The 24,725-nt window shown below is 62.9% G+C and carries 28 protein-coding genes, 1 tRNA gene and 1 other RNA gene; 21 read left to right on the top strand and 9 right to left on the bottom strand.

What is annotated here, in order from left to right; all coding sequences use genetic code 11:
* Positions 1 to 3 precede the first annotated feature (3 nt).
* From AC1C2Q_RS01130 to AC1C2Q_RS01095, 8 genes are all read left to right on the top strand, one after another.
* Complete coding sequence (locus AC1C2Q_RS01130) at positions 4 to 486, top strand: CinA family protein (protein ID WP_495448682.1); 483 nt, start codon at positions 4 to 6, stop codon at positions 484 to 486.
* Between the two features lie 156 nt (positions 487 to 642).
* On the top strand, positions 643 to 951 hold the full coding sequence (locus AC1C2Q_RS01125) for a helix-turn-helix domain-containing protein (protein ID WP_495429224.1): 309 nt from the start codon (positions 643 to 645) through the stop codon (positions 949 to 951).
* Positions 952 to 960: 9 nt separating this feature from the next.
* The gene (locus tag AC1C2Q_RS01120) at positions 961 to 1,185 is read left to right on the top strand and encodes a DUF3046 domain-containing protein (RefSeq protein WP_495429223.1); all 225 of its coding nucleotides are present in this window, start codon (positions 961 to 963) and stop codon (positions 1,183 to 1,185) included.
* A gap of 261 nt (positions 1,186 to 1,446) precedes the next feature.
* Positions 1,447 to 2,502 (top strand): recombinase RecA, encoded by a 1,056-nt coding sequence (gene recA / locus AC1C2Q_RS01115; protein ID WP_495429222.1) that lies wholly within the window; start codon positions 1,447 to 1,449, stop codon positions 2,500 to 2,502.
* A gap of 65 nt (positions 2,503 to 2,567) precedes the next feature.
* Positions 2,568 to 3,224 (top strand): regulatory protein RecX, encoded by a 657-nt coding sequence (locus tag AC1C2Q_RS01110; RefSeq protein WP_495448681.1) that lies wholly within the window; start codon positions 2,568 to 2,570, stop codon positions 3,222 to 3,224.
* Positions 3,225 to 3,279: 55 nt separating this feature from the next.
* Complete coding sequence (gene miaB / locus AC1C2Q_RS01105) at positions 3,280 to 4,830, top strand: tRNA (N6-isopentenyl adenosine(37)-C2)-methylthiotransferase MiaB (RefSeq protein WP_495448680.1); 1,551 nt, start codon at positions 3,280 to 3,282, stop codon at positions 4,828 to 4,830.
* The gene (gene miaA / locus AC1C2Q_RS01100; RefSeq protein WP_495448679.1) at positions 4,823 to 5,746 is read left to right on the top strand and encodes a tRNA (adenosine(37)-N6)-dimethylallyltransferase MiaA; all 924 of its coding nucleotides are present in this window, start codon (positions 4,823 to 4,825) and stop codon (positions 5,744 to 5,746) included. The genes miaB and miaA overlap by 8 nt, the downstream gene beginning before the upstream one ends.
* Positions 5,747 to 5,778: 32 nt before the next feature.
* On the top strand, positions 5,779 to 6,321 hold the full coding sequence (locus AC1C2Q_RS01095; protein WP_495429218.1) for a dihydrofolate reductase family protein: 543 nt from the start codon (positions 5,779 to 5,781) through the stop codon (positions 6,319 to 6,321).
* Here AC1C2Q_RS01095 and AC1C2Q_RS01090 read toward each other — a convergent pair.
* Positions 6,285 to 6,515, bottom strand: a complete 231-nt coding sequence (locus AC1C2Q_RS01090; RefSeq protein WP_495429217.1) for a PLDc N-terminal domain-containing protein — start codon at positions 6,513 to 6,515, stop codon at positions 6,285 to 6,287. The genes AC1C2Q_RS01095 and AC1C2Q_RS01090 overlap by 37 nt on opposite strands.
* An 82-nt stretch (positions 6,516 to 6,597) precedes the next feature.
* Between AC1C2Q_RS01090 and AC1C2Q_RS01085 the strand changes: the two genes are divergently transcribed.
* Positions 6,598 to 7,020, top strand: a complete 423-nt coding sequence (locus AC1C2Q_RS01085) for a GNAT family acetyltransferase (RefSeq protein ID WP_495429216.1) — start codon at positions 6,598 to 6,600, stop codon at positions 7,018 to 7,020.
* Positions 7,021 to 7,025: 5 nt separating this feature from the next.
* Here the strand turns inward: AC1C2Q_RS01085 and AC1C2Q_RS01080 are convergent, their stop codons facing one another.
* Positions 7,026 to 7,457, bottom strand: a complete 432-nt coding sequence (locus AC1C2Q_RS01080; protein WP_495448678.1) for a hypothetical protein — start codon at positions 7,455 to 7,457, stop codon at positions 7,026 to 7,028.
* Between the two features lie 63 nt (positions 7,458 to 7,520).
* Between AC1C2Q_RS01080 and AC1C2Q_RS01075 the strand changes: the two genes are divergently transcribed.
* The 3 genes from AC1C2Q_RS01075 to AC1C2Q_RS01065 all read left to right on the top strand — a co-directional run bounded on the left by AC1C2Q_RS01075 (position 7,521) and on the right by AC1C2Q_RS01065 (position 10,555).
* On the top strand, positions 7,521 to 8,201 hold the full coding sequence (locus AC1C2Q_RS01075) for an ArsR/SmtB family transcription factor (RefSeq protein ID WP_495448677.1): 681 nt from the start codon (positions 7,521 to 7,523) through the stop codon (positions 8,199 to 8,201).
* A 10-nt stretch (positions 8,202 to 8,211) separates the two neighbouring features.
* Positions 8,212 to 9,084 (top strand): diaminopimelate epimerase, encoded by an 873-nt coding sequence (gene dapF / locus AC1C2Q_RS01070; RefSeq protein WP_495448676.1) that lies wholly within the window; start codon positions 8,212 to 8,214, stop codon positions 9,082 to 9,084.
* Positions 9,085 to 9,172: 88 nt separating this feature from the next.
* Entirely contained in the window at positions 9,173 to 10,555 is a 1,383-nt protein-coding gene (locus AC1C2Q_RS01065; RefSeq protein ID WP_495429212.1) for an LLM class flavin-dependent oxidoreductase, read from the top strand.
* 6 nt (positions 10,556 to 10,561) lie between these two features.
* Here the strand turns inward: AC1C2Q_RS01065 and AC1C2Q_RS01060 are convergent, their stop codons facing one another.
* A complete protein-coding gene (locus AC1C2Q_RS01060) occupies positions 10,562 to 11,203 on the bottom strand; it encodes a class I SAM-dependent methyltransferase (protein WP_495448675.1) in 642 nt (213 codons plus the stop codon).
* 59 nt (positions 11,204 to 11,262) lie between these two features.
* Here AC1C2Q_RS01060 and hflX point away from each other — a divergent pair, with 59 nt between their 5' ends.
* Entirely contained in the window at positions 11,263 to 12,768 is a 1,506-nt protein-coding gene (gene hflX, locus AC1C2Q_RS01055) for a GTPase HflX (RefSeq protein WP_495448674.1), read from the top strand.
* Between the two features lie 42 nt (positions 12,769 to 12,810).
* On the opposite strand, the gene AC1C2Q_RS01050 is transcribed toward hflX, so the two are convergent.
* Positions 12,811 to 13,479 (bottom strand): SIMPL domain-containing protein, encoded by a 669-nt coding sequence (locus AC1C2Q_RS01050; protein WP_495448673.1) that lies wholly within the window; start codon positions 13,477 to 13,479, stop codon positions 12,811 to 12,813.
* 127 nt (positions 13,480 to 13,606) lie between these two features.
* Between AC1C2Q_RS01050 and ssrA the strand changes: the two genes are divergently transcribed.
* Positions 13,607 to 13,976, top strand: a transfer-messenger RNA (tmRNA) gene (ssrA, locus tag AC1C2Q_RS01045).
* An 84-nt stretch (positions 13,977 to 14,060) separates the two neighbouring features.
* On the opposite strand, the gene AC1C2Q_RS01040 is transcribed toward ssrA, so the two are convergent.
* Positions 14,061 to 14,552 carry a hypothetical protein gene (locus tag AC1C2Q_RS01040; protein ID WP_495429208.1) on the bottom strand — a complete coding sequence of 164 codons (492 nt, stop codon included), beginning with the start codon at positions 14,550 to 14,552 and terminating at the stop codon, positions 14,061 to 14,063.
* Positions 14,553 to 14,581: 29 nt separating this feature from the next.
* Complete coding sequence (locus tag AC1C2Q_RS01035; protein ID WP_495450522.1) at positions 14,582 to 15,373, bottom strand: inositol monophosphatase family protein; 792 nt, start codon at positions 15,371 to 15,373, stop codon at positions 14,582 to 14,584.
* A gap of 122 nt (positions 15,374 to 15,495) precedes the next feature.
* Here AC1C2Q_RS01035 and AC1C2Q_RS01030 point away from each other — a divergent pair.
* Both AC1C2Q_RS01030 and AC1C2Q_RS01025 read left to right on the top strand, forming a co-directional pair.
* Positions 15,496 to 15,568, top strand: a tRNA-Lys gene (locus tag AC1C2Q_RS01030).
* Positions 15,569 to 15,654: 86 nt separating this feature from the next.
* On the top strand, positions 15,655 to 16,629 hold the full coding sequence (locus AC1C2Q_RS01025; protein WP_495448672.1) for an SDR family oxidoreductase: 975 nt from the start codon (positions 15,655 to 15,657) through the stop codon (positions 16,627 to 16,629).
* A gap of 110 nt (positions 16,630 to 16,739) precedes the next feature.
* Here the strand turns inward: AC1C2Q_RS01025 and AC1C2Q_RS01020 are convergent, their stop codons facing one another.
* Complete coding sequence (locus AC1C2Q_RS01020; RefSeq protein ID WP_495429206.1) at positions 16,740 to 16,883, bottom strand: hypothetical protein; 144 nt, start codon at positions 16,881 to 16,883, stop codon at positions 16,740 to 16,742.
* A gap of 167 nt (positions 16,884 to 17,050) precedes the next feature.
* On the opposite strand from AC1C2Q_RS01020, the gene AC1C2Q_RS01015 reads away from it, so the two are divergent.
* The 4 genes from AC1C2Q_RS01015 to AC1C2Q_RS01000 all read left to right on the top strand — a co-directional run bounded on the left by AC1C2Q_RS01015 (position 17,051) and on the right by AC1C2Q_RS01000 (position 20,885).
* The gene (locus AC1C2Q_RS01015) at positions 17,051 to 18,292 is read left to right on the top strand and encodes a glutaminase (RefSeq protein WP_495448671.1); all 1,242 of its coding nucleotides are present in this window, start codon (positions 17,051 to 17,053) and stop codon (positions 18,290 to 18,292) included.
* A gap of 141 nt (positions 18,293 to 18,433) precedes the next feature.
* The gene (locus tag AC1C2Q_RS01010) at positions 18,434 to 19,138 is read left to right on the top strand and encodes a hypothetical protein (RefSeq protein WP_495448670.1); all 705 of its coding nucleotides are present in this window, start codon (positions 18,434 to 18,436) and stop codon (positions 19,136 to 19,138) included.
* 63 nt (positions 19,139 to 19,201) lie between these two features.
* Entirely contained in the window at positions 19,202 to 20,203 is a 1,002-nt protein-coding gene (locus tag AC1C2Q_RS01005) for a CPBP family intramembrane glutamic endopeptidase (protein ID WP_495448669.1), read from the top strand.
* A gap of 31 nt (positions 20,204 to 20,234) precedes the next feature.
* Positions 20,235 to 20,885 carry a TetR/AcrR family transcriptional regulator gene (locus AC1C2Q_RS01000; protein ID WP_495448668.1) on the top strand — a complete coding sequence of 217 codons (651 nt, stop codon included), beginning with the start codon at positions 20,235 to 20,237 and terminating at the stop codon, positions 20,883 to 20,885.
* On the opposite strand, the gene AC1C2Q_RS00995 is transcribed toward AC1C2Q_RS01000, so the two are convergent.
* Together AC1C2Q_RS00995 and AC1C2Q_RS00990 are read right to left on the bottom strand one after the other, a co-directional pair.
* Entirely contained in the window at positions 20,886 to 21,539 is a 654-nt protein-coding gene (locus AC1C2Q_RS00995) for an NAD(P)H-binding protein (protein ID WP_495448667.1), read from the bottom strand. It lies immediately after the preceding gene.
* The gene (locus AC1C2Q_RS00990; RefSeq protein ID WP_495448666.1) at positions 21,539 to 24,274 is read right to left on the bottom strand and encodes an AAA family ATPase; all 2,736 of its coding nucleotides are present in this window, start codon (positions 24,272 to 24,274) and stop codon (positions 21,539 to 21,541) included. The genes AC1C2Q_RS00995 and AC1C2Q_RS00990 overlap by 1 nt, the downstream gene beginning before the upstream one ends.
* Before the next feature lie 244 nt (positions 24,275 to 24,518).
* Here AC1C2Q_RS00990 and AC1C2Q_RS00985 point away from each other — a divergent pair, with 244 nt between their 5' ends.
* Positions 24,519 to 24,725, top strand: a complete 207-nt coding sequence (locus tag AC1C2Q_RS00985; RefSeq protein WP_495429199.1) for a hypothetical protein — start codon at positions 24,519 to 24,521, stop codon at positions 24,723 to 24,725.

Below are 24,725 nucleotides of genomic sequence, written 5' to 3'. Positions count from 1 at the left end.
TCTATGAGTGATACCGCCGAGTTAGTCGCCGTTCTTCGGGAGCGCAACTGGACGCTCGGTGTTGCCGAATCTCTCACTGGTGGTGCTCTTGCCGCCGAGATCGTCTCGGTACCTGGCGCGTCGGCGACATTTCTCGGGGCGGTGGTCGCGTATGCCACCCCGGTCAAAGCGACGTTACTCGGCGTGGATTCCGCTCTGCTTGACGAGCATGGCCCCGTGCACCCGCAGGTCGCAGAACAAATGGCCGTGGGTGTGCGGTCGGCTGTCCAAGTTGCGGGTCGACCTGCGGATGTCGGGATTTCGACAACAGGCGTAGCCGGCCCTGACTCGCCTGATGGACAGCGAGTGGGAACCGTGCACATTGGCGTCGCGACGCCAGATGGCGTGCACGCCCACGCATATCTTTTCGATGGTGATCGCGCGGCGATCCGCGCGCAGGCTGTGGATGCGGCGATCGTTGCCGTGCTTCACCAGGTACGGGAATAGCCGAGTGCACGCGACTGTTGGGTCTAATGTGCCAATGAAAGATGTGCTCACAACCAAAGCACAGCGTGAAACGATAGCGTTTTCATCAGGGAGTCAGGTTAGACTGGCGATCCGTTTAGAAGGAGCTCCGTTGAGGGGACTGGAGAGGAGGTTCCGATGATTCTTGTACGACAGGAAATCGGCGATGTACTGAGGGACTTCCGCCTGCAGAAGGGGCGTACGCTCCGGCAGGTCGCGAGCAAAGCTTCGGTTGCGCTCGGATACCTCAGCGAGGTCGAACGTGGGCAGAAAGAAGCATCCAGCGAGATTCTCGCCTCGGTTGCCGATGCGCTCGACGTACCCATCTCCTTGATCATGCGTGAGGTCGGCGACCGCATGTCTGTGCTCGAAGGCATTCAGGTCTTCCCGGATGTTGTTCCGGATGACCTCGTGGCATCGATCGAGCCTGAGCTCTCGCTGCACTGATCAACCTCTATGCGACGCAGTGAACTTCTTCGCGCGGTCGAACTTGAGTTCGGTGCGCGCGGATCCACTTTGATGAAGGATCTCGTTCTGGAGGCGCTGGGCAATCGCTCAGCGCTGGACGCGCTGGACGCGGGTGTGCCGCCGCGCGAGATCTGGTTGGCGCTGTGCATTGATACCGACGTGCCGGCAGAACGACGCTACGGCGTCGGCCGGCTGGAGTCGCGCAAGCGCTGAAGGCTCGGTCTTTCCACGCCCATCCGTCGATCAACACACTCGGCGTGTCGTCGAAGATGTGTTCGAAATACGCGTAGTGTTCTGCACAAGTGGTTTCGAGGTGTTGTTTTCCACCGTTCCTGGAATCTCCGACGCAATGTCTGAGGCTCCTCCTACGGTGAAGACAGGCCGAAAAGCCATACGCCTTGTCGGAGAGCTCGCCCCAGTCGGGGCGGCCGCGACAGCCTACAGGCGGCACCATGCGAACACGAGGAGCACGTCATGCCATCACCCGCAGACCGCGAGAAGTCCCTGGAATCAGCTCTCGCTCAGATCGACAGGCAGTTCGGAAAGGGCTCGATCATGCGATTGGGCAGCGACGAGCGCGCACCTGTCGCCGTCATTTCGACCGGCTCCATCGCCCTCGATGTCGCTCTCGGTGTTGGCGGGCTTCCGCGTGGCCGCATCGTTGAGATCTATGGCCCTGAGTCGTCGGGTAAGACGACGTTGACGCTACACGCGATCGCCAATGCGCAGCGCAATGGCGGTATCGCGGCCTTCATCGATGCTGAGCATGCGCTTGATCCCGAGTACGCGAAGAAGCTCGGGGTCGACATCGATGCGCTTCTGGTGTCGCAGCCTGACACTGCCGAGCAGGCACTTGAGATCGCAGACATGCTGGTGCGTTCCGGTGCCATCGACCTCATCGTCATTGACTCCGTCGCGGCCTTGGTGCCTCGCGCTGAGATCGAGGGCGAGATGGGTGACTCGCACGTGGGTCTGCAGGCGCGCCTCATGTCGCAGGCGCTCCGTAAGCTCACGGGTGGTCTCAGCCAGACGAACACCACGATGATCTTTATCAACCAGCTGCGTGAGAAGATCGGCGTCTTCTTCGGCTCTCCTGAGACGACCGCTGGTGGAAAGGCGCTGAAGTTCTACGCCTCGATCCGTTTGGACATTCGCCGTATCGAGACGTTGAAGGACGGCACCGATGCAGTCGGAAACCGTACGCGTGTCAAGGTCGTCAAGAACAAGATGGCGCCGCCGTTCAAGCAGGCGGAGTTCGACATCCTCTATGGCATCGGCATTTCGCGTGAAGGCAGCCTGATCGACTTCGGCGTCGAGCACACGATCGTAAAGAAGTCCGGCTCGTGGTACACCTACGATGGCGACCAGCTGGGGCAGGGCAAGGAGAACGCGCGCAACTTCCTGCTCAAGAACCCTGACATCGCGCTGACCATCGAGACGAAGATCAAGCAGAAGCTCGGCATTGGCGGCGCGTCCGCCGAGGTCGCTCCGGCATCTGCTGACGAGCTCGCACAGCGTCGTCCGGCCTGATTGTGATCAACTCGAACGGGGGCGAGGATCGCCTCGCCCCCGTCATCCCTCTTTTCGGCGGGAAGATGGCGCCCGCTCCGGCTTCGGCTTCGGCGCCCGCTCCGGCTTCGGCTCAGGATCCGTCGTCGCCTCTGCCCGAGCGGGCGCATTCCACCGGTGGCGAGATGCACGCGCCGGTCGATGGCCCTACCTCCATTGATGAAGACGATGACGATGACGACACGCGCAAGACGGCAGAAGCGGCTCTGGTCCGCAAGCTGAGGGCGCGCTCGCTTTCCATCTCAGAGGCCCGACAGGTGCTTCGTGGAAATGCACTGAGTGCCGCCCAAATCGATGACGTAATCGATGACTTCTGTCGGCGGGGCTACCTCGACGATGTGGGGCTGGCCGAACAGCTGGTGATCTCCGGCATCGAGCGCAAGGGGCAGGGGCGCGTGGCGCTCTCACGCTCTCTTTCGCAACGAGGCATCCCTCGCGACGTGATTGATGCGGCGCTGGACGAAGTGCCTGATGACGATGCGGAGCGCGCGCTGGAGTTTGCGCGCACGAAGGCGCGTTCGATGTCTCGACTCGACTTTGAGACAGCCCTGCGCCGGCTTGTCGGACAATTGGCCCGTCGCGGCTACGGCGGTTCTGTCGCCACGACCGCTGCGCGTACAGCGCTGAGCGAAGCGTCATCTGGCACTCCGACCAGAGGCGTACGGTTCGTCGATTCGGAGTGACGCTCTTCAACGGTTCGGAGAGAGTCCCAGATTCCGCTCGTAGAATGGTTTCATCATGACTATTCCGCGCAGTGAACCGACGATCATCACGGCCTCGTCGGCAGCCGTCGACGCCGACGGACATCAGCGAACGTACGAAGTGCGCACCTTCGGGTGCCAGATGAATGTGCACGACTCTGAGCGTCTTTCCGGTTCGCTCGAGAGCGCGGGCTATCTCCGCGCTGACGACGGGGCGGAGGCCGACGTCGTCATCATCAACACCTGCGCCGTTCGCGACAACGCGGCAGGCAAGCTCTACGGCACGCTCGGTCACCTCGCGTCGGTGAAACGACGCAAGGACGGAATGCAGATCGCCGTCGGTGGGTGTCTGGCACAGATGGACAAGGACGTCGTACTCGACAAGGCGCCCTGGGTTGACGTCGTGTTCGGCACGCACAACATGGGCTCACTGCCCGGCCTGCTCGAGCGCGCGCGTCACAACGGTGATGCCGAACTGGAGATCCTCGAATCTCTCGAAGTATTTCCCTCGACGCTGCCCACCAAGCGCGATTCCGCACACAGCGGGTGGGTGTCGATCTCTGTCGGCTGCAACAACACGTGCACGTTCTGTATCGTCCCCAGCCTTCGCGGCAAGGAGAAGGATCGCCGACCTGGCGACATCCTGAACGAGATCCGACTGCTCGTAGATGACGGTGCAATAGAGGTCACGCTTCTTGGCCAGAACGTCAACTCATACGGTGTCGAGTTCGGCGACCGTCAGGCTTTCGGCAAGCTGCTGCGCGCGGCCGGTGAGATCGACGGACTGGAGCGTATTCGTTTCACGAGCCCACATCCGGCCGCCTTCACCGACGATGTCATCGACGCGATGGCAGAGACGCCGAATGTGATGCCGCAGCTGCACATGCCGTTGCAGTCAGGCAGCGACCGCATTCTGAAGTCGATGCGGCGTTCGTATCGCAGCTCGAAGTTCCTCGGCATCCTCGACAAGGTGCGCGAGCGTATTCCGTACGCGGCGATCACTACCGACATCATCGTTGGTTTCCCGGGCGAGACCGAAGAAGACTTCGAAGACACGATGAGAGTGGTCGAGCTGGCGCGCTTCGCAAGCGCCTTCACCTTCCAGTACTCCATTCGCGAGGGCACTCCCGCCGCGACCATGGAGGATCAGATCCCGAAGGCAGTGGTACAGGAACGCTACAACCGCTTGCTCGCCCTGCAGGAGCGGATCGCGCTGGAAGAGAACCAGAGTCAGATCGGTCGTGAGGTCGAAGTTCTCGTCGCCAGCGGCGAAGGCAAGAAAGACGCCTCAACGCACCGTCTGACCGGCCGCGCCGAAGACAACCGGCTGGTTCATTTCGAAGTCACGGCTGGATCGGAGATTCCGAGGCCAGGAGACGTGGTCACAGTGAAGATCACACACGGGGCGCCTTTCCACCTGCTCGCCGATGACCCGACAGGTGCGCCGTTGCGCATTCGACGCACACGAGGTGGTGACGCCTGGGATCGGTCACAAACGGAATCCTGCGGTATTCCGACACCTGCTGGTGAGCCGGGCGCTCCGCGCGCGGTGTCGCTGGGCCTTCCCACTCTGCGCGTCGGTGTCTGACACACCCCTGGGCGCGAGGCCGCGCCTTTGGGCTGTCGTCGGCGCGACGGGCACGGGTAAGAGCGATCTGGCTCTCGACCTCGCCGAGACTCTTCGTAGCGCCGGAAATCCCGCCGAGATAGTCAACGCTGATGCCATGCAGCTTTACCGCGGTATGGACATAGGCACCGCCAAGCTTCCGATCGACGAGCGCCGCGGCATCCCGCACCACATGTTCGACGTACGCGAGGTGGATGAGGAAGCAGCGGTCGCCTGGTATCAGCCCCTGGCACGCGCCGCGATCTCTGACATCCATGCGCGAGGTGGTGACGCGATTCTGGTCGGCGGTTCCGGGCTGTATGTATCGAGCGTGATCTTTGATTTCCAGTTCCCTCCGCGCGATCCTGCGGTACGCGAGCGACTCGAACTCGAACTCGAAGAGTATGGTGCTCCCGCACTTTTCGTCCGGCTGCAGCTAGCCGATGCCGTGACGGCGGCGCGCATCGACCCGAAGAACGGCCGTCGCGTGATGCGTGCGTTGGAAGTCATTGAACAGGGCGCAGAGACACACGGTGCGGCTCTGCCGGACAAGCCTCAGCTCTGGCGCGCGGCTACACGCATCCTTGGCCTGCATATCGAACGCCCTGAACTCGTCGAACGCCTTGATCGCCGAGTGGAACGGATGTGGCAGCAGGGCATGCTGGGCGAGGTCGCCCTGCTGCGCGAAGCAGGGCTGGAGCGGGGTACGACCGCGCCGCGAGCCATCGGTTACGCCCAGGCGCTCGCGCAGCTGGCGGGGGAGAAGTCAGAGGCAGACGCGATCGCCGAGACTCAGACGCTGACGCGACGCTACGCACGCCGTCAGGTTTCCTGGTTCAAACGCTATCCGGACCTGCAATGGGTCAGCCCTGGATCGGATCCCGCGACCGCGCTCTGACCGATGTCTGTGGTGGGTGCGAGCATGCATGTATGGCGACTCACTATTTCACAGCGTCCAGCCTCGACGGGTTCATCGCGACGACGGAGCATTCGCTCGACTGGCTATTGAAGCAAGATGTCGATCCTGACGGGGCGATGGCCTATCAACAGTTTGAGAAGACGATCGGTGCGCTGGCGATGGGAGCATCCACCTACGAGTGGGTGCTCGAACACGAAGGTGGTAGATGGGGTTACACCCAGCCTGCGTGGGTGTTCACGCATCGTACGCTTCCCATACCTGATGGTGCGGATGTCACGCTCACTCAGGCGCCCATCGCCGAGGTTCATGCGGCGATGTCCGAGGCAGCGGGGGAGCAGGATCTCTGGATCATCGGGGGCGGTGATCTAGCAGGGCAGTTCGCCGACGCCGGCCTGCTCGATGAAGTTTGGGTGCAGTTCGCTCCCGTCACGCTCGGAGCCGGTTCCCCGCTGCTCCCACGCACGCTGGATCTCGAGCTCTTGGAGGTCGCTCGAAACCGCGATTTCCTGTGTGGGCGTTACCGGGTATCGCGTCTGACACCGAACACGAAGTAGATGGCGGGACCGATCCAGTTCACCAGGATGACGGGGATCCAGGCGGGCTTCGGGCCCCGCAGTTCCTCGTCCGCCCGATGTGCCAGATCCCAGAATGCCAGCGCCGCGAAGGCGACCTGCACGGTTCCGAGCGCTGCGAGCGCCGCCTTGCCTGTCGGGCTCACCTGGCTGATGTCTTTCTTCGCGCGACCCATGTCTCGACCTCCTGGGTTCTATCCTCGGCCTCTGACGCGCTGTGCGCCAGAGCGGCGGCCGTATTCGCTGTAGAGTTCTGCGGTGACTTCGCAGATACGCGCTTTCGTCCGGGAGGATACCGATTCGGTCGTCGGTCTTTGGCAGCATGCCGGACTCGTACGGCCGTGGAATGACCCGTACCTCGATATCGAGCGCAAGCTGAAGGTGCAACCGGAACTGTTCCTCGTCGCCGAGGAGGCCGGAACGATTGTCGGCACTGTCATGGCCGGGTACGACGGCCACCGGGGCTGGCTGTACTACCTCGCGAGCGCGGGAGATCGCCGTGGCGAGGGCATCGGACGTGCGCTCGTCGTCGAGGTAGAACGTCTGCTTGAGGCGATGGGATGCCCGAAAGTGCAACTGATGGTGCGCGAAGGTAACGAGCAGGTCCTCGGCTTCTATGACGCGCTCGGCTACGAGCGCTTCGACGTCTCCAACACCGGCAAGCGGCTGATCGCCGACTGAAGTAGTCAGCGTGCAGTCCACGCAGAAGCGAGCTGTTTGGCGCGCAGGTGTTGATCCGGCGACAGGACCAGAACCAGTCGGTGGTCATGATCGCTGTACTGCACGAGGATGTCGATCCTGGCGTCGGCAAGCATACGAGTAAAGGCGCCGAGCTGACCTGGTTTCTCCTGGTCGAGTCTCACCATGACGAGGTCGCTGATGGTGACGGGGCCGATCCCGTGGGCATTCAACGCCTCGACGGCAGTGTCGGTATCATCCACGAGGAAGTGCGCGATCGATGCATCTTGATGCGTGAACACGCCTCCGCCCTCGAGGCTGACGCCTGCGGCGCCGAGAATCTTGCCGAAATCAGCCAGTGACCCTGGACCCGTGCGCAGCAGCAAGCCGATGTCCCGCAGCACGGCGCTCCGGGCAGTGTCGTATGTGTGCAGTGTCATGCCCGCACGATACTGCGGAGACGTTTCGGGATGCACCGAAGTGTGCGCGCGTACGATGGCGACATGTCGCGTGAACTCTCGGTGATCGGGCATGCGCTGTCAGCGCCGACCCGCTCCACTTTTCTCAACATTCTGATGGACGGTTCGGCCCGCCCTTCAGGAGAACTGGCTTCTGCCGCAGGTGTCAGCGCGTCGACGGCGAGCGAGCACCTGTCGGTGCTGCTCGATGCGGGTCTCATCGAATGCAGACCCCGCGGTCGCCAGCGGTTCTATGCGATCACCGACGCAGAGGTCGCTAGCGCGCTCGAACGGCTGGGACATCTGTGTCCACCGGCGCCGGAGATCAGCTACAGGCAGGCCGCGGGTGCGCGCGAGTTGGCCCACGCCCGGCTCTGCTACGACCATCTCGCCGGGCGGCTAGGAATCGCGCTTGCAGAGAGCCTGACGGAGAACGGGTGGGTCGATCGGGATATGGCCGCTGTGACGCCAAAGGGGGCAGCACACCTGCGGGCACAGGGCATCGAGGTGAACGAACTCACCGGATCCCGTCGTCGCTTGGTGCGCGGGTGTCCGGACTGGACCGAGCGCAGACCGCACCTCGCCGGCTCACTGGGATCTGCGATCGCGACATCCTTCCTCCAACGCGCATGGGTGGTTCGGAGGCCGGCCGGTCGCGGTCTGGGCATCACTCGTGTCGGGCATGTGGCTTTGAAGGAGACCTGGCGGGTCACCGATCCTCTCTAGACTGTTGGGCATGGTCGCATTCACCAAAGGACACGGCACCGGCAACGATTTCGTCATCATCGCCGACCCTAATGGAGAGCTCGTACTCACCGCCGATCAGGTTGCCGCGCTCTGCGACCGGCACTTCGGCATCGGCGCCGACGGTGTGCTGCGTGTTGTTCGTTCCGCCTCGATCGCCGAGGGAGCCGCGTCGCTTGAGGAAGAGCCTGCGGCCGAATGGTTTATGGATTACCGCAACGCCGACGGATCCATCGCCGAGATGTGTGGCAACGGCGTTCGCGTATTCGCGCACTATTTGGTGCGCGCCGGGCTCGCAGTGATCGAACCGGGCTCCACGCTGCCGATCGGCACGCGTGCAGGGGTGCGCGACGTCACGAGCAGCAGCAACGGCTACCAGGTTGATCTCGGGCGCTGGCGCCTGTCCGGTGTTGACCCACTCGCCAAGGCACGCGGTCTCTCCGTCGCACGCCCAGGTCTCGGCATTGACGTCGGGAATCCGCACGTGGTCGTCGCGCTTGCTTCTGAAGAGGAGCTCGCTGGCTTGGAGCTCGAGTACATCCCCGAACTCGAGCCCGCGCTGCCGGCTGGAGCGAACGTGGAGTTTGTCGTGCCGGGGGAGCCGCTCGTGCGGGATGGCATCGGTCACGTCGGCATGCGCGTGTTCGAGCGTGGCGTTGGCGAGACGCTCAGCTGCGGAACCGGAGTCGCAGCCGCCGCCCTCGCGGTGCGCTACTGGGCAGGCGACAACGCACCCGACAACTGGCGCGTCCAGGTGCCTGGTGGCACGCTGGGGGTGCGTATGTTCGCTGCAGAGGATGGCGAGCACGTCGCGCTATCAGGGCCGGCGCAGCTGGTCTACAGCGGTGAGGTCGATCTGTTCTGACCTGATGATCTGAAGCGGTCAGCCATTCTGAGTCGCCGGATGACCGCCGATGAGGTGTCAAACCAAACCATCGGGCACCATTGCCGGTATGACCAAGCAGATCCGCTTCAACGCCTTTGACATGAACTGTGTTGCCCACCAGTCCTCTGGCATGTGGCGGCATCCGCTCGACCAGTCAGCGCGCTACAAGGAACTCAGCTATTGGACCGAGCTTGCCACGCTCCTTGAGCGCGGCAACTTCGACGGGCTGTTCATCGCCGATGTGCTCGGCACGTACGACGTTTACGGTGACTCCAACGAAGCCGCTATCCGCCACGGTGCGCAGGTGCCGGTGAACGATCCGATCCTCCTCGTCAGTGCCATGGCGGCAGTAACTGACCACCTCGGCTTCGGAGTGACCGCGGGCACCGCCTACGAGCATCCGTATCCATTCGCGCGGCGCATGTCGACGCTCGATCACCTCACCGGTGGACGCGTGGGCTGGAACGTCGTCACCGGCTACCTTCCCTCCGCCGCTCGCAACATGGGACACGACGATCAGCTCGAGCACGACCAGCGCTATGACGTCGCGGACGAGTACCTCGAGGTCACTTACAAGCTGTGGGAGGGGTCCTGGGAGGATGACGCGGTCATCCGCGACCGCGAGAGCGGCGTCTTCACAGATCCGTCGAAAGTGCACGAAATCGACCATCATGGCACGCACTTCACGGTTCCAGGCATCCACATCTCCGAGCCGTCGCCGCAGCGCACCCCGGTGATTTACCAGGCAGGCGCATCCCCTCGTGGCATCGCGTTCGCCGCCGGCAACGCAGAGGCGATCTTTGTCGCCGCTCCGACCAAGGGTGTACTCACGGGTGTCGTCAAGAGAATCCGCGATGCTCTTGAGGGCGCGGGCCGCGACCGTTACTCCGCGAAGATCTACACGCTCTTGACGATCATCACAGACGAGACGAGCGAGAAGGCGCACGCCAAGCACGAGGACTACCTGCAGTACGCCAGCGACGAGGGTGCGTTGGTGTTCATGTCCGGATGGATGGGCATCGACCTGTCCCAGTACGACCTCGATGATCCAATCGGTAACGTCAAGAGCAACGCCATCCAGTCCACCGTCGCGAACTTCCAACAGGCAGGTGACGACGGCAAGGAGTGGAAGGTCCGTGATATCGCGCGGCTCGGAAACATCGGCGGCCTCGGACCTCGCGTGGTCGGTTCGCCGACGGAGGTCGCAGACTTTCTGCAGGACTGGGTGGAGGAGACCGACGTCGACGGGTTCAACCTCGCCTACGCGATTACTCCCGGCACGTTCGAGGACATCATCGAGTTCATCGTTCCCGAGCTGCAGCGCCGTGGCGTCTACCAGAACGAATACACCCCGGGCACGCTTCGCCATAAGCTGCATGGCCGTGGTGATCGGCTTCCTGACGAGCACCGCGGAGCGAGCTTCAGCCTGCGCCACACATCCACGGTGTGACGGTGTTCAACCGATCGTGATCGGCTCCGTCGGAGGGTTGCCGTGCTTGCGAACCTTGATCACACGGTAACCCTTGCTCGTCGCTGTGCGGAACACGCTGTAGCCGGGGTCGAAGGTCGAGCCGACCCACCGCTGCAGCGAATCTGCACCGAGGTTGCGCTGCACGACGAGCCAGGCGTCACTGTGCTCGTCGAGGCGGGGAATCCAGCGCTCTAGCATGTCGTGCAGCATGTCCTTGCCGACCCGGATCGGCGGATTCGAGCGGATCGTCCGGAAGGCGACGTCGTCGGGAACATCGTCGGGCAGTACAGCGTTGATGTTTGTAAGGCCCAACGCGCTGGCATTGCGACGGACGAGATCGAGCGCACGCTCGTTCACATCGACGGCCCACACCGTGGCGTGCGGGGAGGCGAGCGCCATAGTGATACTGATCGGGCCCCAGCCGCTTCCGAGGTCGAGAAAATTGCCGCTCGGAGGCAGCGGTGGCATATTGGCGAAAAGAACTGCTGTACCGGCATCCAGGCGGTCAGGACTGAAGACGCCACCAGCGGTGGTCATCTCGAGTTCTCGACCTGCGAGCGAAACCCGAATGGTTCGCAGGTTCTCCGGACTTGCCGGGGTCGCAGTGAAGTAGTGATCGGACCCCATATGGCGAGCGTACCGGACAGGCGGGTTAAGGTTAAGGCGCCGCACACAGAAGGCAGAGGATGACGAAAGCAACAGACGAAACTCGCACCGACGAGACGCTCGACCGCGTGCTCGCTAACGCAGAGACGCGCACCGAGGCGCGCGTGTTCGGCGCTGCGCAGGCGCTGCACGACAACACGACCGCCGCTCACACCAATCGCGACGGCGACCAATGGGATTTGGAAGACCGACATGCGTTGCGTCGCGTCGTCGGTTTGTCCACCGAACTCGAAGACGTCACCGAGGTCGAGTACCGCCAGCTGCGGCTTGAGAATGTCGTGCTGGTCGGGGTCTATCCGCAGGGAGCACAGACGGACGCCGAGAACTCGCTACGCGAGCTGGCAGCCCTCGCAGAGACGGCGGGCGCTGTCGTTCTGGATGCTGTGCTGCAGAGGCGTCCGAACCCGGATCCCGCTACATATCTCGGCCGTGGCAAGGCGCAGGAACTCAAAGACCTCGTCGCCGCGACCGGTGCTGACACCGTGATTGCCGACACCGAGCTCGCACCCAGCCAGCGGCGTGCTCTCGAGGATGTTGTCAAGGTGAAGGTGATCGACCGCACGACGGTGATCCTGGACATCTTCAGCCAGCATGCCAAGAGCCGCGAGGGCAAGGCACAGGTCGAGCTCGCCCAGCTCGAGTATCTGCTGCCACGTCTGCGCGGTTGGGGTGACTCGATGAGCAGGCAGGCCGGTGGCCAGGTCGGAGCCGGCGGCGCAGGTATGGGTTCGCGTGGTCCCGGTGAGACGAAGATCGAGCTCGATCGTCGGCGCATCCGCACGAAGATGGCGCTGCTGCGCCGGCAGATCCGTGATTTCGGGCCGGCTCGCGAAGCGAAGCGTGCCGAGCGCAAACGCAACACGATTCCGTCTGTCGCGATCGCTGGCTACACCAACGCGGGCAAATCAAGTCTGCTCAACGCGCTCACCAGCGCGGGCGTACTGGTCGAGAACGCGCTGTTCGCGACGCTGGATGCCACGGTGCGTCGCTCCGAGACTTCTGACGGCCGTGTCTACACGTTTACTGACACCGTCGGGTTCGTTCGGAACCTGCCGCATCAGTTGGTCGAAGCGTTCCGGTCAACGCTGGAAGAAGTCGCGGACGCCGACATCGTTCTGCACATCGTCGATGGCGCGCATCCTGATCCCGCTGGGCAGCTGCTGACGGTGCGTGACGTGATGGGGGATGTCGGAGCGCGCGATCTTCCTGAGATCGTCGTGTTCAACAAGGCTGATCTGATCTCTGACGATGACCGTTTGGTGTTGCAGGGCCTTGAACCGCACGCGCATTTCGTCTCTTCACGCTCTGGCGAGGGCATTGAAGAACTGCGTGCCGCGATTGATGAGACACTGCCGAAACCTGCGGTGGAAGTGCATGCGCTCGTCCCGTACGACCGTGGAGACCTCGTCGCTGCCGTGCACGCGACCGGGATGCTGCTGTCTTCGGAGCATGGCGAGCACGGTACGAGCATCCACGCGCATGTGTCAGAGCGCCTTGCAGCGGAGTTGGCGCCGTTCACGCAGTAGCCGACGTTTTCGGTCGTCCCGACCTCGGAACGACCGAAAACGCTAGCGTGCGGTGAAGCGGCCCTCGACGGTCGCTGCAACCACGATGTCGTCCGGTTCGTACTCCATAGAAGGCCCGGATTCCGCTGAGGCGGAGAAGGCGAGACCACGGGCTTTCATGGCCTGAAAGCCCGCGGGAGGCTGACCGTTGGAGATGAGTCCCACATCGGCGATCTCCAATGGAGTGACGTTGGCGAGGCCAAGGGCGCTGGCATAGGCCTCAGCACGGGCGACCGCGATGCCGACGGCGGCGGATGCCACTTCCCGCTCGACACGCGTGCGAGTCTCGGGTGTGAGATGCCAGTTCACTGTGCCGACTTCGACGCCGTCCCATGCGGAGATTTCGGAGACCCAGATCGATAATTCGGATGCTTCCGTGAAGGTCGCGCTGAAGTCGATGGTGGCGTGGAATACCAGTGCGAGGCGTTTGCCCTCGCTGTTCCAGGGGCGTTCGGCACGCACAGCTAGACGCTTGCTGGCCCACTCGGCCACAGTGCCGGCATCCTTGCGTTCGGCAATGCTCGTTCGCAGTGGTTCGGCCAGGCTCATTGCCTGCTCGACGACGGCAGTTCGGGCTGATCCCTCGGTGCGTACGGTGACGCGGATGGTGGCGCGTTCGGGCGCGATACGTGCCTCGTTCTCGCCGCGGACAGTGATGGTGACATCGCTCATGGGAGCGACTCTACGCCAGGAATAGCATGCCGCCCGGATCCGTTGTATCCTGTGATGCTCGGGTGTTTAAGTAATCCGAGGTGATAAATCCACAGAGTGACAGCGGTCCCTTCGAAAGAAGGATCACGGGGCTGATCGGTTTCGACAGCGCTTGTGAATCCACGTGAAGCGGGCCGAGGATGCAGGGTTATCTCGTGAACGCTCCCTGCAAAACTATAGTTGCCGAAACAAAGCGCAACGACTTCGCCCTCGCTGCATAAGCGAGCCCGATAGTCCGTCAGGCCGTATGTGATTCCGATACGGATCCTGGCGTCATTTAGGAATCTTGCTGTGTGATGGCGTTTGGACGTCACACGGGACTCTTCCCAGGCTGGGCTTGTCGACTTAGGTGTCTGTGACAAAGGTCGGAGCCGAGTAGAACGTCTGCACAGACTGCGCCCGGAGAAGCCGTGAATACTCAGCGTTGGACGGGGGTTCGATTCCCCCCAGCTCCACCGTGCCGCTGTCACAAGAATGAAGGCCTGCCTCTCTGGTGAAAACCAGGGAGGCAGGCCTTTTTTCACGCCTGCGCGAAAGCTGGCTCAGGGGAACGAGATCAGCACCAGGCTCTGCCTCGTGTCTGCCAGAGTCGTCCAGCCGTCGCCGAATTCATAGGTCATGCCGTATCCGTCGTCGTCTGTGGCGATTGCGAATTCAGGATTTTCTGTGACGTAGACATGGCCGTCGATGTCTGCTCGCACCCAGCCTTCGGAAATCAGCTTCTGCTGTGCGGCGCTGGCGGCTGAGGCGTCGAGGGGAGCCCAACCGAAGACCTGTACGTGATCCGAAGCGATAGTGAAATCACCCCAGACGCATTCGATCCCGCCTTCGATGACGTCGGCGCCGAAGCGGAATTCCCGCTTTTCGTAGGTCCAGTCCTGATCGGTCAGGGCGCTGATCGTGCTGGGCTCGATAATCGTTTCGCAACTCGGTCCGGCCTCGGCCTCCTGAGGGGGAGCCGAGGTGGAGCATGCGGTCAAGGTCAGTGTGATCGTCAGTAGAGCGAGGGCGGCGGTAGGGATGCGGGGAATCATCTCGGCCTGTCGGTCAGCGGTTCGTTGAGTCAGTCGTTCGTCGGGGGATGGGTGAGTTCGAGGAATGCTTTGTGAAGGATGCTGTTGGTGGCCAGCGATGAGCGAGCGGAGATCGTGTCGTCGCCGTCGAAGGAGGTGAAAGTTCCACCGGCTTCACGCACGATGGGCACCGCAGCGGCGATGTCGTACTCCTTGACGTCGAACTCTGCGACCATCTCCAGGCGTCCCTCGGCGAGCAGCATATACGCATACACGTCGCCATACGCGCGGTCACGCCACACCCGGTCGGCGACACGCAGGAGTGCAGGAAGGTGCCCGGCATCCGCCCATTGGGTGATGCTCTGGAAGCTGACGGCTGCCTCATCGAGTGAAGCCACCGCTGACGTTGTGAGGCGCCGCGGTGCAGCATCCATCGTGGTCCATGCGCCAGCGCCCGTTGCGGCCCACCAGCGGCGTCCGAGAGCCGGCATGCTGACCACGCCGACCTGGGGCACCCCGTCGATCGCGAGCGCGATCATCGTGCCCCACAGCGGAACTCCGCGCATGAAGTTCGCGGTGCCGTCGATCGGGTCGATGATCCACTGGCGATGGGTGCTGCCCTCGACGCCGAACTCCTCGCCGAAGATGCCATCGCCAGGGCGCGCGTCTGCCAGCAAAGCCCGGATGGCACGCTCTGTGGCGAGATCGGCATCGGTGACGTGTGTGCGATCGACCTTGGTCGAGATCTTTAGATCGGCGGCATCGAAACGCGGGAGGGACTGCGCATCGGCGGCATCAGCGAGCCTGAGTGCGAGTTCGAGATCGTCCGAGAAATCAGTCATAATGGGGGAGGCGCTCACGTTCTCAGGATACTGGGCGCCGCGCCACGCCGGTTCCTCGCTCGATTTCACATGAGCTTGAATCGCTGGTAATGTAATTCCTCGGCCGGGGAAATCCCAGCCACGCACCTCTAGCTCAATCGGCAGAGCAATTGACTCTTAATCAATGGGTTTCGGGTTCAAGTCCCGAGGGGTGCACGGATAAGCCTCGAAAACACTCTCGCCAGTGTCTTCGAGGCTTTTCTGCTTCCTGCTCTCATCTGCTGCCTCGGTAGAGTACGTGCATGGTTGCGATGAAAGTGTTGTTCATAGGCGGGACAGGGATTATTTCCTCGGCAGCGAGTGAGCTCGCCTCGACGCGTGGCATGGACGTGACGCTGCTGAATCGCGGACAGTCACGCCGCGCGCCCGCAGACGGGGTCGAGGTGCTGACGGCAGACATCTCGGATGCTACTGCAGTCGATGCTGCGCTCGCGGGTCGCGAGTTCGACGTCGTCGTGGACATGGTTGCCTTCACTCCTGACCAGGTACAGCGCGATATCGAACGCTTCGAGGGGCGCACGGGACAATACGTCTTCATTAGCTCCGCATCCGCCTATCAGAAGCCGGTCGCGCGCCTGCCGATTACCGAATCGACGCCGTTGCGCAATCCGTACTGGCAGTATTCTCGCGACAAGATTGCGTGCGAGGACCTCCTCACCGCGGCGTACCGCGACCGCGCGTTTCCCGTGACCGTGCTGCGTCCATCGCACACCTATGACAAGTGGACGATCCCCGCATTCGGAGGCTGGACGGCGATCGATCGAATCCGTCGAGGTGAGGAGATCATCGTTCACGGTGATGGCACATCTCTGTGGACCCTCACTCATGCGCGCGACTTCGCGGTTGGATTCGTGGGGCTTCTTGGCAATTCGCTCGCGTACGGAGACACGTTTCAGATCACGAGTGACTTCGTCTACACATGGAACGAGATCTATTCGATCCTCGGGCGCGCGGCCGGGGCAGAACCGAAGCTCCGCTATGCGACCAGCAGCTCGATCGAGCGGGCCGCGCCGGAACGCGCGGGTCAGCTCACCGGCGACATGGCGCACTCAGTCGTCTTCGACAACACGAAGATCCGGCGGTTGGTGCCCGACTTCAACCCAACCATCGCGCTCCACCACGCGGCGAATGAAATCATTGAGTGGCATGACGCGCACTCGGAACTGCAGCGCATTGACCCGGGCATGAACGCGCTCTTCAACGGGCTCGTCGGCTAGGGCGTGTCTGACAAATAGATCGGCGGCTACGACAAGCACGCGATCATCTACCGTGCCGCGGTCGTCCTCAATGCTGTCGTTACCTGGTCCCGACGGCTGTCCCAGTCGTCCTAAGCTGCAGGCTTCCTCTGCGCGGCGATAGCGGCACCGAGAAGCCCGCCCGCAGATGCCAGCAGCAAGAGCGCTCCGGCGATCATCGCGATCTCGTCCGGCATCGGCAACTGGCATCGAGACCCCGCCGCAGGGTTAGGCATGCAAACTCGTCGTGCCTGGTCCCCGAGCGTCCACAATTGCGCGGTGTCGTCGGTGAGGTCTTGACCATGTGCCGACAACACACTGTCTACTTGCGAGCGCGGTGACGAGGGTTGTGATGACTTCTTGGTGCCGCCCTTCGACCGATGCAAGAAGACATGGAGAACGAATGCGTTCCATAGTTCCCGACTACCTGACCGATGTGCTGGGAGATGTGGAAGCGGATGCCTCGGGGGAGATGGCGGGGTACATTCCCGAACTCGCCTCGGCCGATCCCGAACGCCTCGGTGCGGTCTTCGCCACCGTCGACGGTGAGGTCTACGGTGCGGGCGACATTGATATCGAGTTCACGATCCAATCGATCTCCAAGCCGTTCACGTATGCATTGGCCCTTTCTGATCGAGGATTCGATTCGGTGCTCGCCAAGGTCGGAGTTGAGCCATCAGGAGAGGCATTCAACGAGATCTCCCTCGAAAGCGACACCGGGCGTCCCCGCAATCCGATGATCAACGCAGGTGCGATCACCACTCACTCACTCGCGGGAACGGAGAGCCTGAATCCGCTTGAGCGCGTTGAGCGCGTTGTTCAGGGGCTTTCGGCGTTCGCTGGCCGTCAACTGCGGGTAGATGAGACGATATGTGCCTCAGAGATGGGGAGTGCGCACCGCAACCTCGCCATCGCACATATGCTGCGCAGCCATGGCATCCTCACCGAGGATCCGCGGGCCGTGGTCGACGGGTACATTCGGCAGTGCTCGGTGCTCGTGACCGCGCGGGATCTGGCGATGATGGCCGCGACGCTGGCCAACCGCGGGGTGAATCCGCTCTCGAACGAGCAAGTGGTGGACCAGACAGTGGTGCGCCAGGTGCTCAGCGTCATGGCCACGTGCGGAATGTACGACGCGGCAGGGGACTGGGCGACCCAGGTTGGCATACCTGCGAAGAGCGGCGTGGCCGGCGGGCTGATCGGCGCCCTGCCAGGCCAGCTCGGCATCGCCACCTTCTCTCCTCGGCTGGATGTACATGGGAACAGCGTTCGCGGGGTGTCGTTGTTCGAACGGTTCTCGTCCGATATGGGGCTGCACGTCATGGAGGTGCCGCCTGCTGCGCGTGCGGTGGTGCGTTCTAACCGTGTCCGCGCCGGAATGGAAGGGATGACGCGCATCTTCCGACTTCAGGGCGGGATCCGTTTCGCCGGAGCAGAGCGGATTGTTCGCGAGGTCCTCGAAAGCGCGCCTTCGGAACCCCGGGTGGTGCTCGACGTCTCGCTGGTGCATTCGATTGATGACGTGGCAAGGCGGATGCTCCTAGAGGTCGCACGCCGACTCACGCTGGACGGTCACGAGGTCATTTTCGTCGGTCCGGAGGAGATAATTCCGGCCCCGAAGCTCGGCGACGAGAAGTTCTGGTGAAGCCGCGCCGGGATAGGACTGCTCGACGAGTCTGAGAGTCCCGCGGCGGGGAAGGTGCGTCCCAGTGCAACCTCGACGATACCAATACAGTGTATTGAAATCCGTGGTACCATCGATCAAGTCCAGCAATACACTGTATTGGTGGCTGTATCGATCGAAGGGAATGTGCGCATGCTGAGCGATCACCAGCGTCGAAAGGGCGCGGAAGACACACGTGCCGGCGACGGGCGGCCGCTCGAGCCGTTTCGCTGGTGGCATCTGCTCTCCGGGCGGAAGCTGCTCCAACTGCCGCTCACCTACGCAGATGGCAGCCGTATCGACTACGTCGTTGACGTCCGCACGTCCGGTAAGCAGGCCCGAGACGACGACATGGACCTGCACGAAGGCATGGTGCACCTGTATCTCGATGGTCGGCACCATGCCGCGTCGCCCCTGCCCGCTGTTATGCCCGTCGAAGGGGGCGTGATCGAGGTGTCCCTGGGGTCAGCCGGACTACGACGTGCCCACTATCTGCCGGACGGCGGCACCGCCCAGCGTATGATTCCGCACCCGAAGACAGCGATCGGCCGCAGGCTCCGTTTCCATCGAGATCATCCCGCGCTCAGCCACCTGTTGGGCGCGATCTCGATCGTCGTGCTTGTGGTTGGCGCGGGAGTGAACGGAGTACAGCTGCTGGAGGTTCTCTCTGAGATTCCGCCGGTCGCCGAGCGCTTCGGGCGTTTTCACTCGCCGCTGGACCTCCCGCTCTGGCAAAACATCGCACTGGCTTTCGCGGCCGGCCTCGCGGCCACTGAACGTGCGCTCCGCCTGAAGTTCCACTGGCTGCTCGACGCTTTCGGCACCTGAGTACGTACGTCAGCCCACCACTTTTCCGCTCAATATTCGTTCAATTCGAAAGGAACAATCATCATGAACAAGCGCACGAACAACATTGCGCCCAACGTTGAATACCACCGTGTACTCGCCGGGGAGAAACGACGAATCGGTCGCGGCATCCTCGCGATCATGCTCCTCATCGGCGGGATGCTGCTCTTCGGCGTCGTCCTCGCGGCCATTGCGGCAGCAGTGAACGCCGCGATAGGCGCGGACGGCCCTGCGGCGAATAACCCCCTTGTTTACGCTACGGGGATGCTCTCGCTCGCGTTGCTCATTCCCTGGAGCATGCTGATTCAGCGTTGGCTCTACGGAGTGAAGGGGGCGTCGCTGCACTCGGTGGTCTCGCGATTCCGATTCGACATTTTCGGGCGGGCGCTGGTGATCATTCTTCCCGCGTGGATCGTCTTCATTGGCGTGCAATACCTGGCGCCGGGGTCGGTGCCGGAGGGCATCGCCTGGAGGAATACGGACGTTCTCCTGTTCATCCTTGCCACGCTGTTACTCACCCCACTCCAGGCTGCGGGCGAGGAGTACGGTTTCCGCGGGCTGATCTTCCGGGTCGCCGGCGGGTGGGCGCGCGGAGCACGGGCGGGCCTCGTCGTCGGTATCCTGGTTTCGGCTGTAGCCTTCGCGTTCATCCACTTGTCGACCGACCCGTGGTTGAACGTCCACTACGTCATCTTTGCCGTCGGGACCGCGTTGATCACCTGGCGCACCGGCGGCATCGAGATCGCCGTGGTGCTGCACGCGGGGATCAACACGCTGGTCTTGATGATGGAAGCTGCACTGCGTCAAGATTTCCAAGCCGCGGTGGATCGCTCCGCGGGCGTAGGAGAGATTGCGATCATCCTCGCGCCCGCCATCGTCATTATCCTCACGACTGTGGTGGTGTTTATGATCACCTGGCGCAGCGGACCGGCCCGAACACCCGCCCTGCCCAGCCGGGACGGCGAGGGACACCCGGCTCGTTCGGGGACGGATACTTCGCTAGGGCAAACTGCGACGCCAGAAGAGACCGGCGCACGGATAAACTAGAAACCTAATACAGCGTAACGGGAGGCACCAGATGGAAGCTCGTCCACCGGAAGGTCTGAGCACCCGTGACAAGATCCTCTGGGCCGCGGCGACGATGCTGGGAGGGGAGTCCGCGACGACGCCGAGCGTTCGGGCTGTCGCTGCACGGGCCGGGGTAAGTGCGGGATCGGTTCAGCATCACTTTCCCACCCAGCGCGAGCTGATGGACGAGGTGCTCGTCTTGGTCTACGACACCGTGCTTCCCGATGACAGCGTGCACGACTCATCCATACCGGCGAGGGACCGGCTCGTTGCCTCCCTCCAGCGACTGCTCGCACTCAGAGTCGAAGGCCTGGACCCGCGCGACGCGTGGGTCCAGGCCTTCGACCGCTACGTGAGGTCGACGCCGACAGAGGCGGCGCGCGACGAGTACTCGGCGAGCGTGAGGGAACTGCACCGTCGCATCGAGTTTTGCCTTGCGGTTCTCCAGGGAGAGGGGGCGCTCACCCCCGGTGACAACGCACGCCGAGCAAGATTCCTGTACACGGTCGTCAGCGGGCTCTCGATCACACAGGCGCTCCCTGCCGAGACCTCGCTGCTCCCGACCGAGCTCGAGGTGCTGCGGATGGCTGCCGACTACGTTCTGAACGAGCAACCGCCCTCTGAAACGCCAACATCAGAGACACCGGGATCCCAGGAGTGATCACACTCTGATGTTGTCGAACACGGCCTCCGGGATCGCGGTGGCGCCGGTGTTGAGCTCGAGGATCTGGCGGCGGATCCGATGCTCGTGGACGATCTCGGCCAGTGTCGCAGCAACGTCCTCACGGCTGATCTCATCGTGCAGTTCTGCCGGTCCCAGCGACGCCCGTCCCTGACCGGGTGCGTCCGTCAGCAGCGACGGTCTGAGAATCACCCAGTCGAGATCGGTACGTGTCAACGACACCTCCGCGCGCTTCTTGACGGCGAAATAGTACTCGACCTCCTCATCGAGGTTGCGTTCCCGCCAGGACTCCGGAAGCACCGAGACGAGCACGAAGCGTCGAACGCCCGCGGCGCGGGCCGCTTCCGCTGCTCGCTCCACTCCGTCGCCGTCGATCGCGGTGGTGACGTCTCGATGGCCTCCGTTGGAGCCTGCGCTGTACACGATCACGTCGTTGCCGGTGAACATCTCGGCGAGTTCGTTGACAGTCAGCGCCGCCAGATCGCCTATAGCGGTCCGGATCCCGAGCGCATCGAGAGCATCTCGCTGTTTCGCTGTCCGAACGAGGCCAGATACGCCATCGCCGTGAGCGGTGAGCCGTTGCGCGAGCAGCCCTCCGACCGCGCCGGTGATGCCCACTACGAACACTCGCATCAGGCGAGCTGCAGCTCTTTGAGCTGTCTGCGGGACGAGATATCGAGTTTTCGGAAGATGTTGCGTAGATGGGATTCGATCGTGCGTGGACTCAAGAACAGCTGCGTGCCGACCTCTCGAGACGTTGCGCCGGTGGCCACCAACCGTGCGATGTGCAGTTCCTGAGCCGTGAGCTCGTCGGTCAGGCGAGCAGTGCGCTTTCGCGGATGCTCGCCAGTAGCGCGCAGCTCACGGGCGGCTCGCGAGGCGAAAGCCTCGACGCCCATTTCTGTCAGGAGTTCGTGGGCGGTGCGAAGATGATCGCGTGCTTCTTGACGGCGTCCTTCCCGCCGTAGCCATTCGCCGTAAATCAGATGAGCTCGAGCGGCCTCGCGAGCGATTCTCGACCCGCTGAGAAGCGTGATTGCTTCGAGATAGTACTCTTCTGCGGCAGCACCCGTGATGGTCAAGGCGCGGGAACGCGCCTCCAGCCCGAGGGCCCATGCAGTGCCAGAGGCGCGGGCCCGCGAACTGAGACGCTCAAGGGCGCTGGCCGCGCTCTCGTGGTCGCCCGCGCGAACGGATGCTTCGATCATCTCGGGCAAGCCGATGATGCTGAGCGAAAGCTCGGCAGAGTCGCACGTCTTCGCTGCAGCACGCTGCGCGAGCGCATATTCGCCGAGTCCGTTATGAAGCACGGCGCTCGCATAGTGTGCCAATGCTGCTTCTCCGCTCCCCTCAGGAATGCGCTCGTCGCTGAGTGTGAGGGCATTCGACTCTGCGAGGACGGCTCGGTCACCGCGCCAAGCTGCCAGGATCGCTCGGGTATGACGCATCTGAAACGCGCCAGTCGATTCCGTGATGATCGCGGCCTCGGCGCCCAGCTCTTCCGCACGGGCGATCTTGCCGCTGAACGTCAAAATGTGGGCATGGAAAACCAATGCGGCAGGCAGTCCTGCCAATGCGCCTGTACTGCGCGACAAGACGACATCGTACTCGGCGAGCTGATGAGCTCTTTCCTCATCGAGGATTCCGACCGCAAGTCGGCTTGCCAACCAAAGCCACGGCTGGCTGCCATCCTCCACAGCGGTGCCCTTGCTGATTGACTGGCTCAACGCATCTAACGCCACCCTCAGACGGGGAGTGCCCGCCTCGACCCCGCGCACAATCGTCACCGCGAGGCCGTCAAGTAGCAGGTCTACCGGCCGCGGAGGCTCGACAGTCGGCGCGGCGAGAGCTCTCTCGGCAATGATCGCCAACTCAGGCAGGCCATTGATCGTCGCTGCATCCAATGCGTGCAAATACGTTTCACGAGACAGAGCAGGGTCGAACGAGGCAAGCGTCGCAGCGGCGTTTACCAGCTGCTCCGGCACTTCTGCACCCTGAGTGAGGTGGAATGCGATCTGGGCGCGTAGCAGTTCGACTCGAGCGCGCGCCGGCGCGTCGAGAGATCCACCCTCAGCGATCGCGAGCAGATCCAACGCCGACTTAGATGCGCCGGCCCTGTGCAGCGATTGCGCTGCTTCTAGCGCGCGCATCCCTTGAGCGGCGCTGTCAGGGGTGAGTTCCGTAGACCGTCGCAGGAATACGCCGGCAGCGGCGTAGCCGCCGCGAGCACGCGCCCGCCCTGCTGAGCGCTCCAGCTCTGCGGCGACCTCCTCGTCGACACCCAGCACGGCCTGGGCGCGATGCCATGCGCGTCGGTCGGGGTCGAGGTCGGCGTCAGTGGCGGTGGCCAATGCGCAGTGCACACGGCGACGACTCGCCGGGTCCGCAGCCCGATAGACGGCTGAGCGCACAAGTGGGTGGCGAAATCGCACCCGAGAATCAATCTCAATCAGGCCGGCGGCTTCCGCGGGTGCAGCCGAATCGGAAGCCATACCTAGTTCGGCGGACGCGCGGCAGAGCAGACCTGCGTCTCCGGTCGGGTCCGCTGCGGCGGCGAGCAGCAGTAATTGCGTTGCCTCGGGCAAGTCGCTCGAACGGCGTTGGAATCCACGCTCGACGCGGCTGGGGACATCAGATAGGTCGGGCAATTCGAATCCGCCCGCGAGCCGAGCAGCCTGACCGCTCATCGGTAGCTCCAAGAGAGCAAGAGGGTTACCCCTCGCCTCTGCGATGATCCGTTCGCGTACCTCGTCGTCGAGCGGTGCGTGGAGAGCTGTGTCCAACAACTTTCGCGCAGACGCGTCGTCGAGTCCTGTCAGCTGCAGCTCCGGCAAACCAGCGAAGACGCTCGGAGTGCCGGTGACATCACGCACACCGAACACAACAACCAGCCGCTCGGCATCAATACGTCGCGCCAAGAATGCCAAGACTTCGGCAGACGCTTGGTCCAGCCACTGCGCGTCGTCGATGAGACAGAGCAGCGGCCCCTGCTCGGCGGCCTCGGCAAGCAGATTGAGAGCGGCGAGTCCGACGAGGAACCTGTCCGGTGGGGGACCACTTCGAGTCCCCAGTGCCACACCGAGGGCAATCTGCTGCGGGTCGGGCAGAGCGTCAAGATACTCGAGGAACGGAGCGCAGACCTGATGAAGTCCGGCGAACGCGAACTGCGTCTCCGACTCGATACCGGTCGAAGTCTCCACACGGAATCGGGAGGCAACTGCCATATCGCGGAGATTTTCCAACAGTGCCGTCTTACCGATCCCCGCTTCGCCGCGCACGACGAGCACCCCACAGCGTCCTGCTCGCGCATCGATCAACAGCTGCTCGACCTTGCGGTGCTCCAGGCTCCTGCCCAACAGCTTCGACACGTTCGCTCCCGTTCGCGCATGGTCAGTTCCCGCAACCGAACTATGTGGTCACCACACCAGTATCCCGGATGCACGCGGCACTGGAGCCGGATCCGAGCTGCAGTTCATTTCGACACTCGCCCGCGCGAAGTATCTGTGTAGTGCGGGCAGACGCCAGCACACATCTCAGTGATTTCCACCGACGCGGGCCCGCTCGATCGGAACAAGGCTGTAGACATCAACAGCTCGAATGAAGGAGAAAGACATGGGTCAGGTCGCCTTTCTGACAAAAGCCGCTTCCGCGGACCAGCTGTCTGTCCGACGGAAGTCTGAGAAGGGAAGAACTCGCGGGCCGCAATCCGACGAGCCGGAAATACTAATGGAAGGTTCCATCGGCCTTGCCGCCGTGCTCGGCTCGATCATGCTGAGTCTGAGCGTCGACGGTACGCGGATTCACCGAGCAGGTGAATGA

The organism is Microbacterium sp. Y356 (assembly GCF_059445355.1).
The sequence above is the reverse complement of the archived record's forward strand: the minus strand, read 5'-3'. Positions and strand labels throughout refer to the sequence as shown.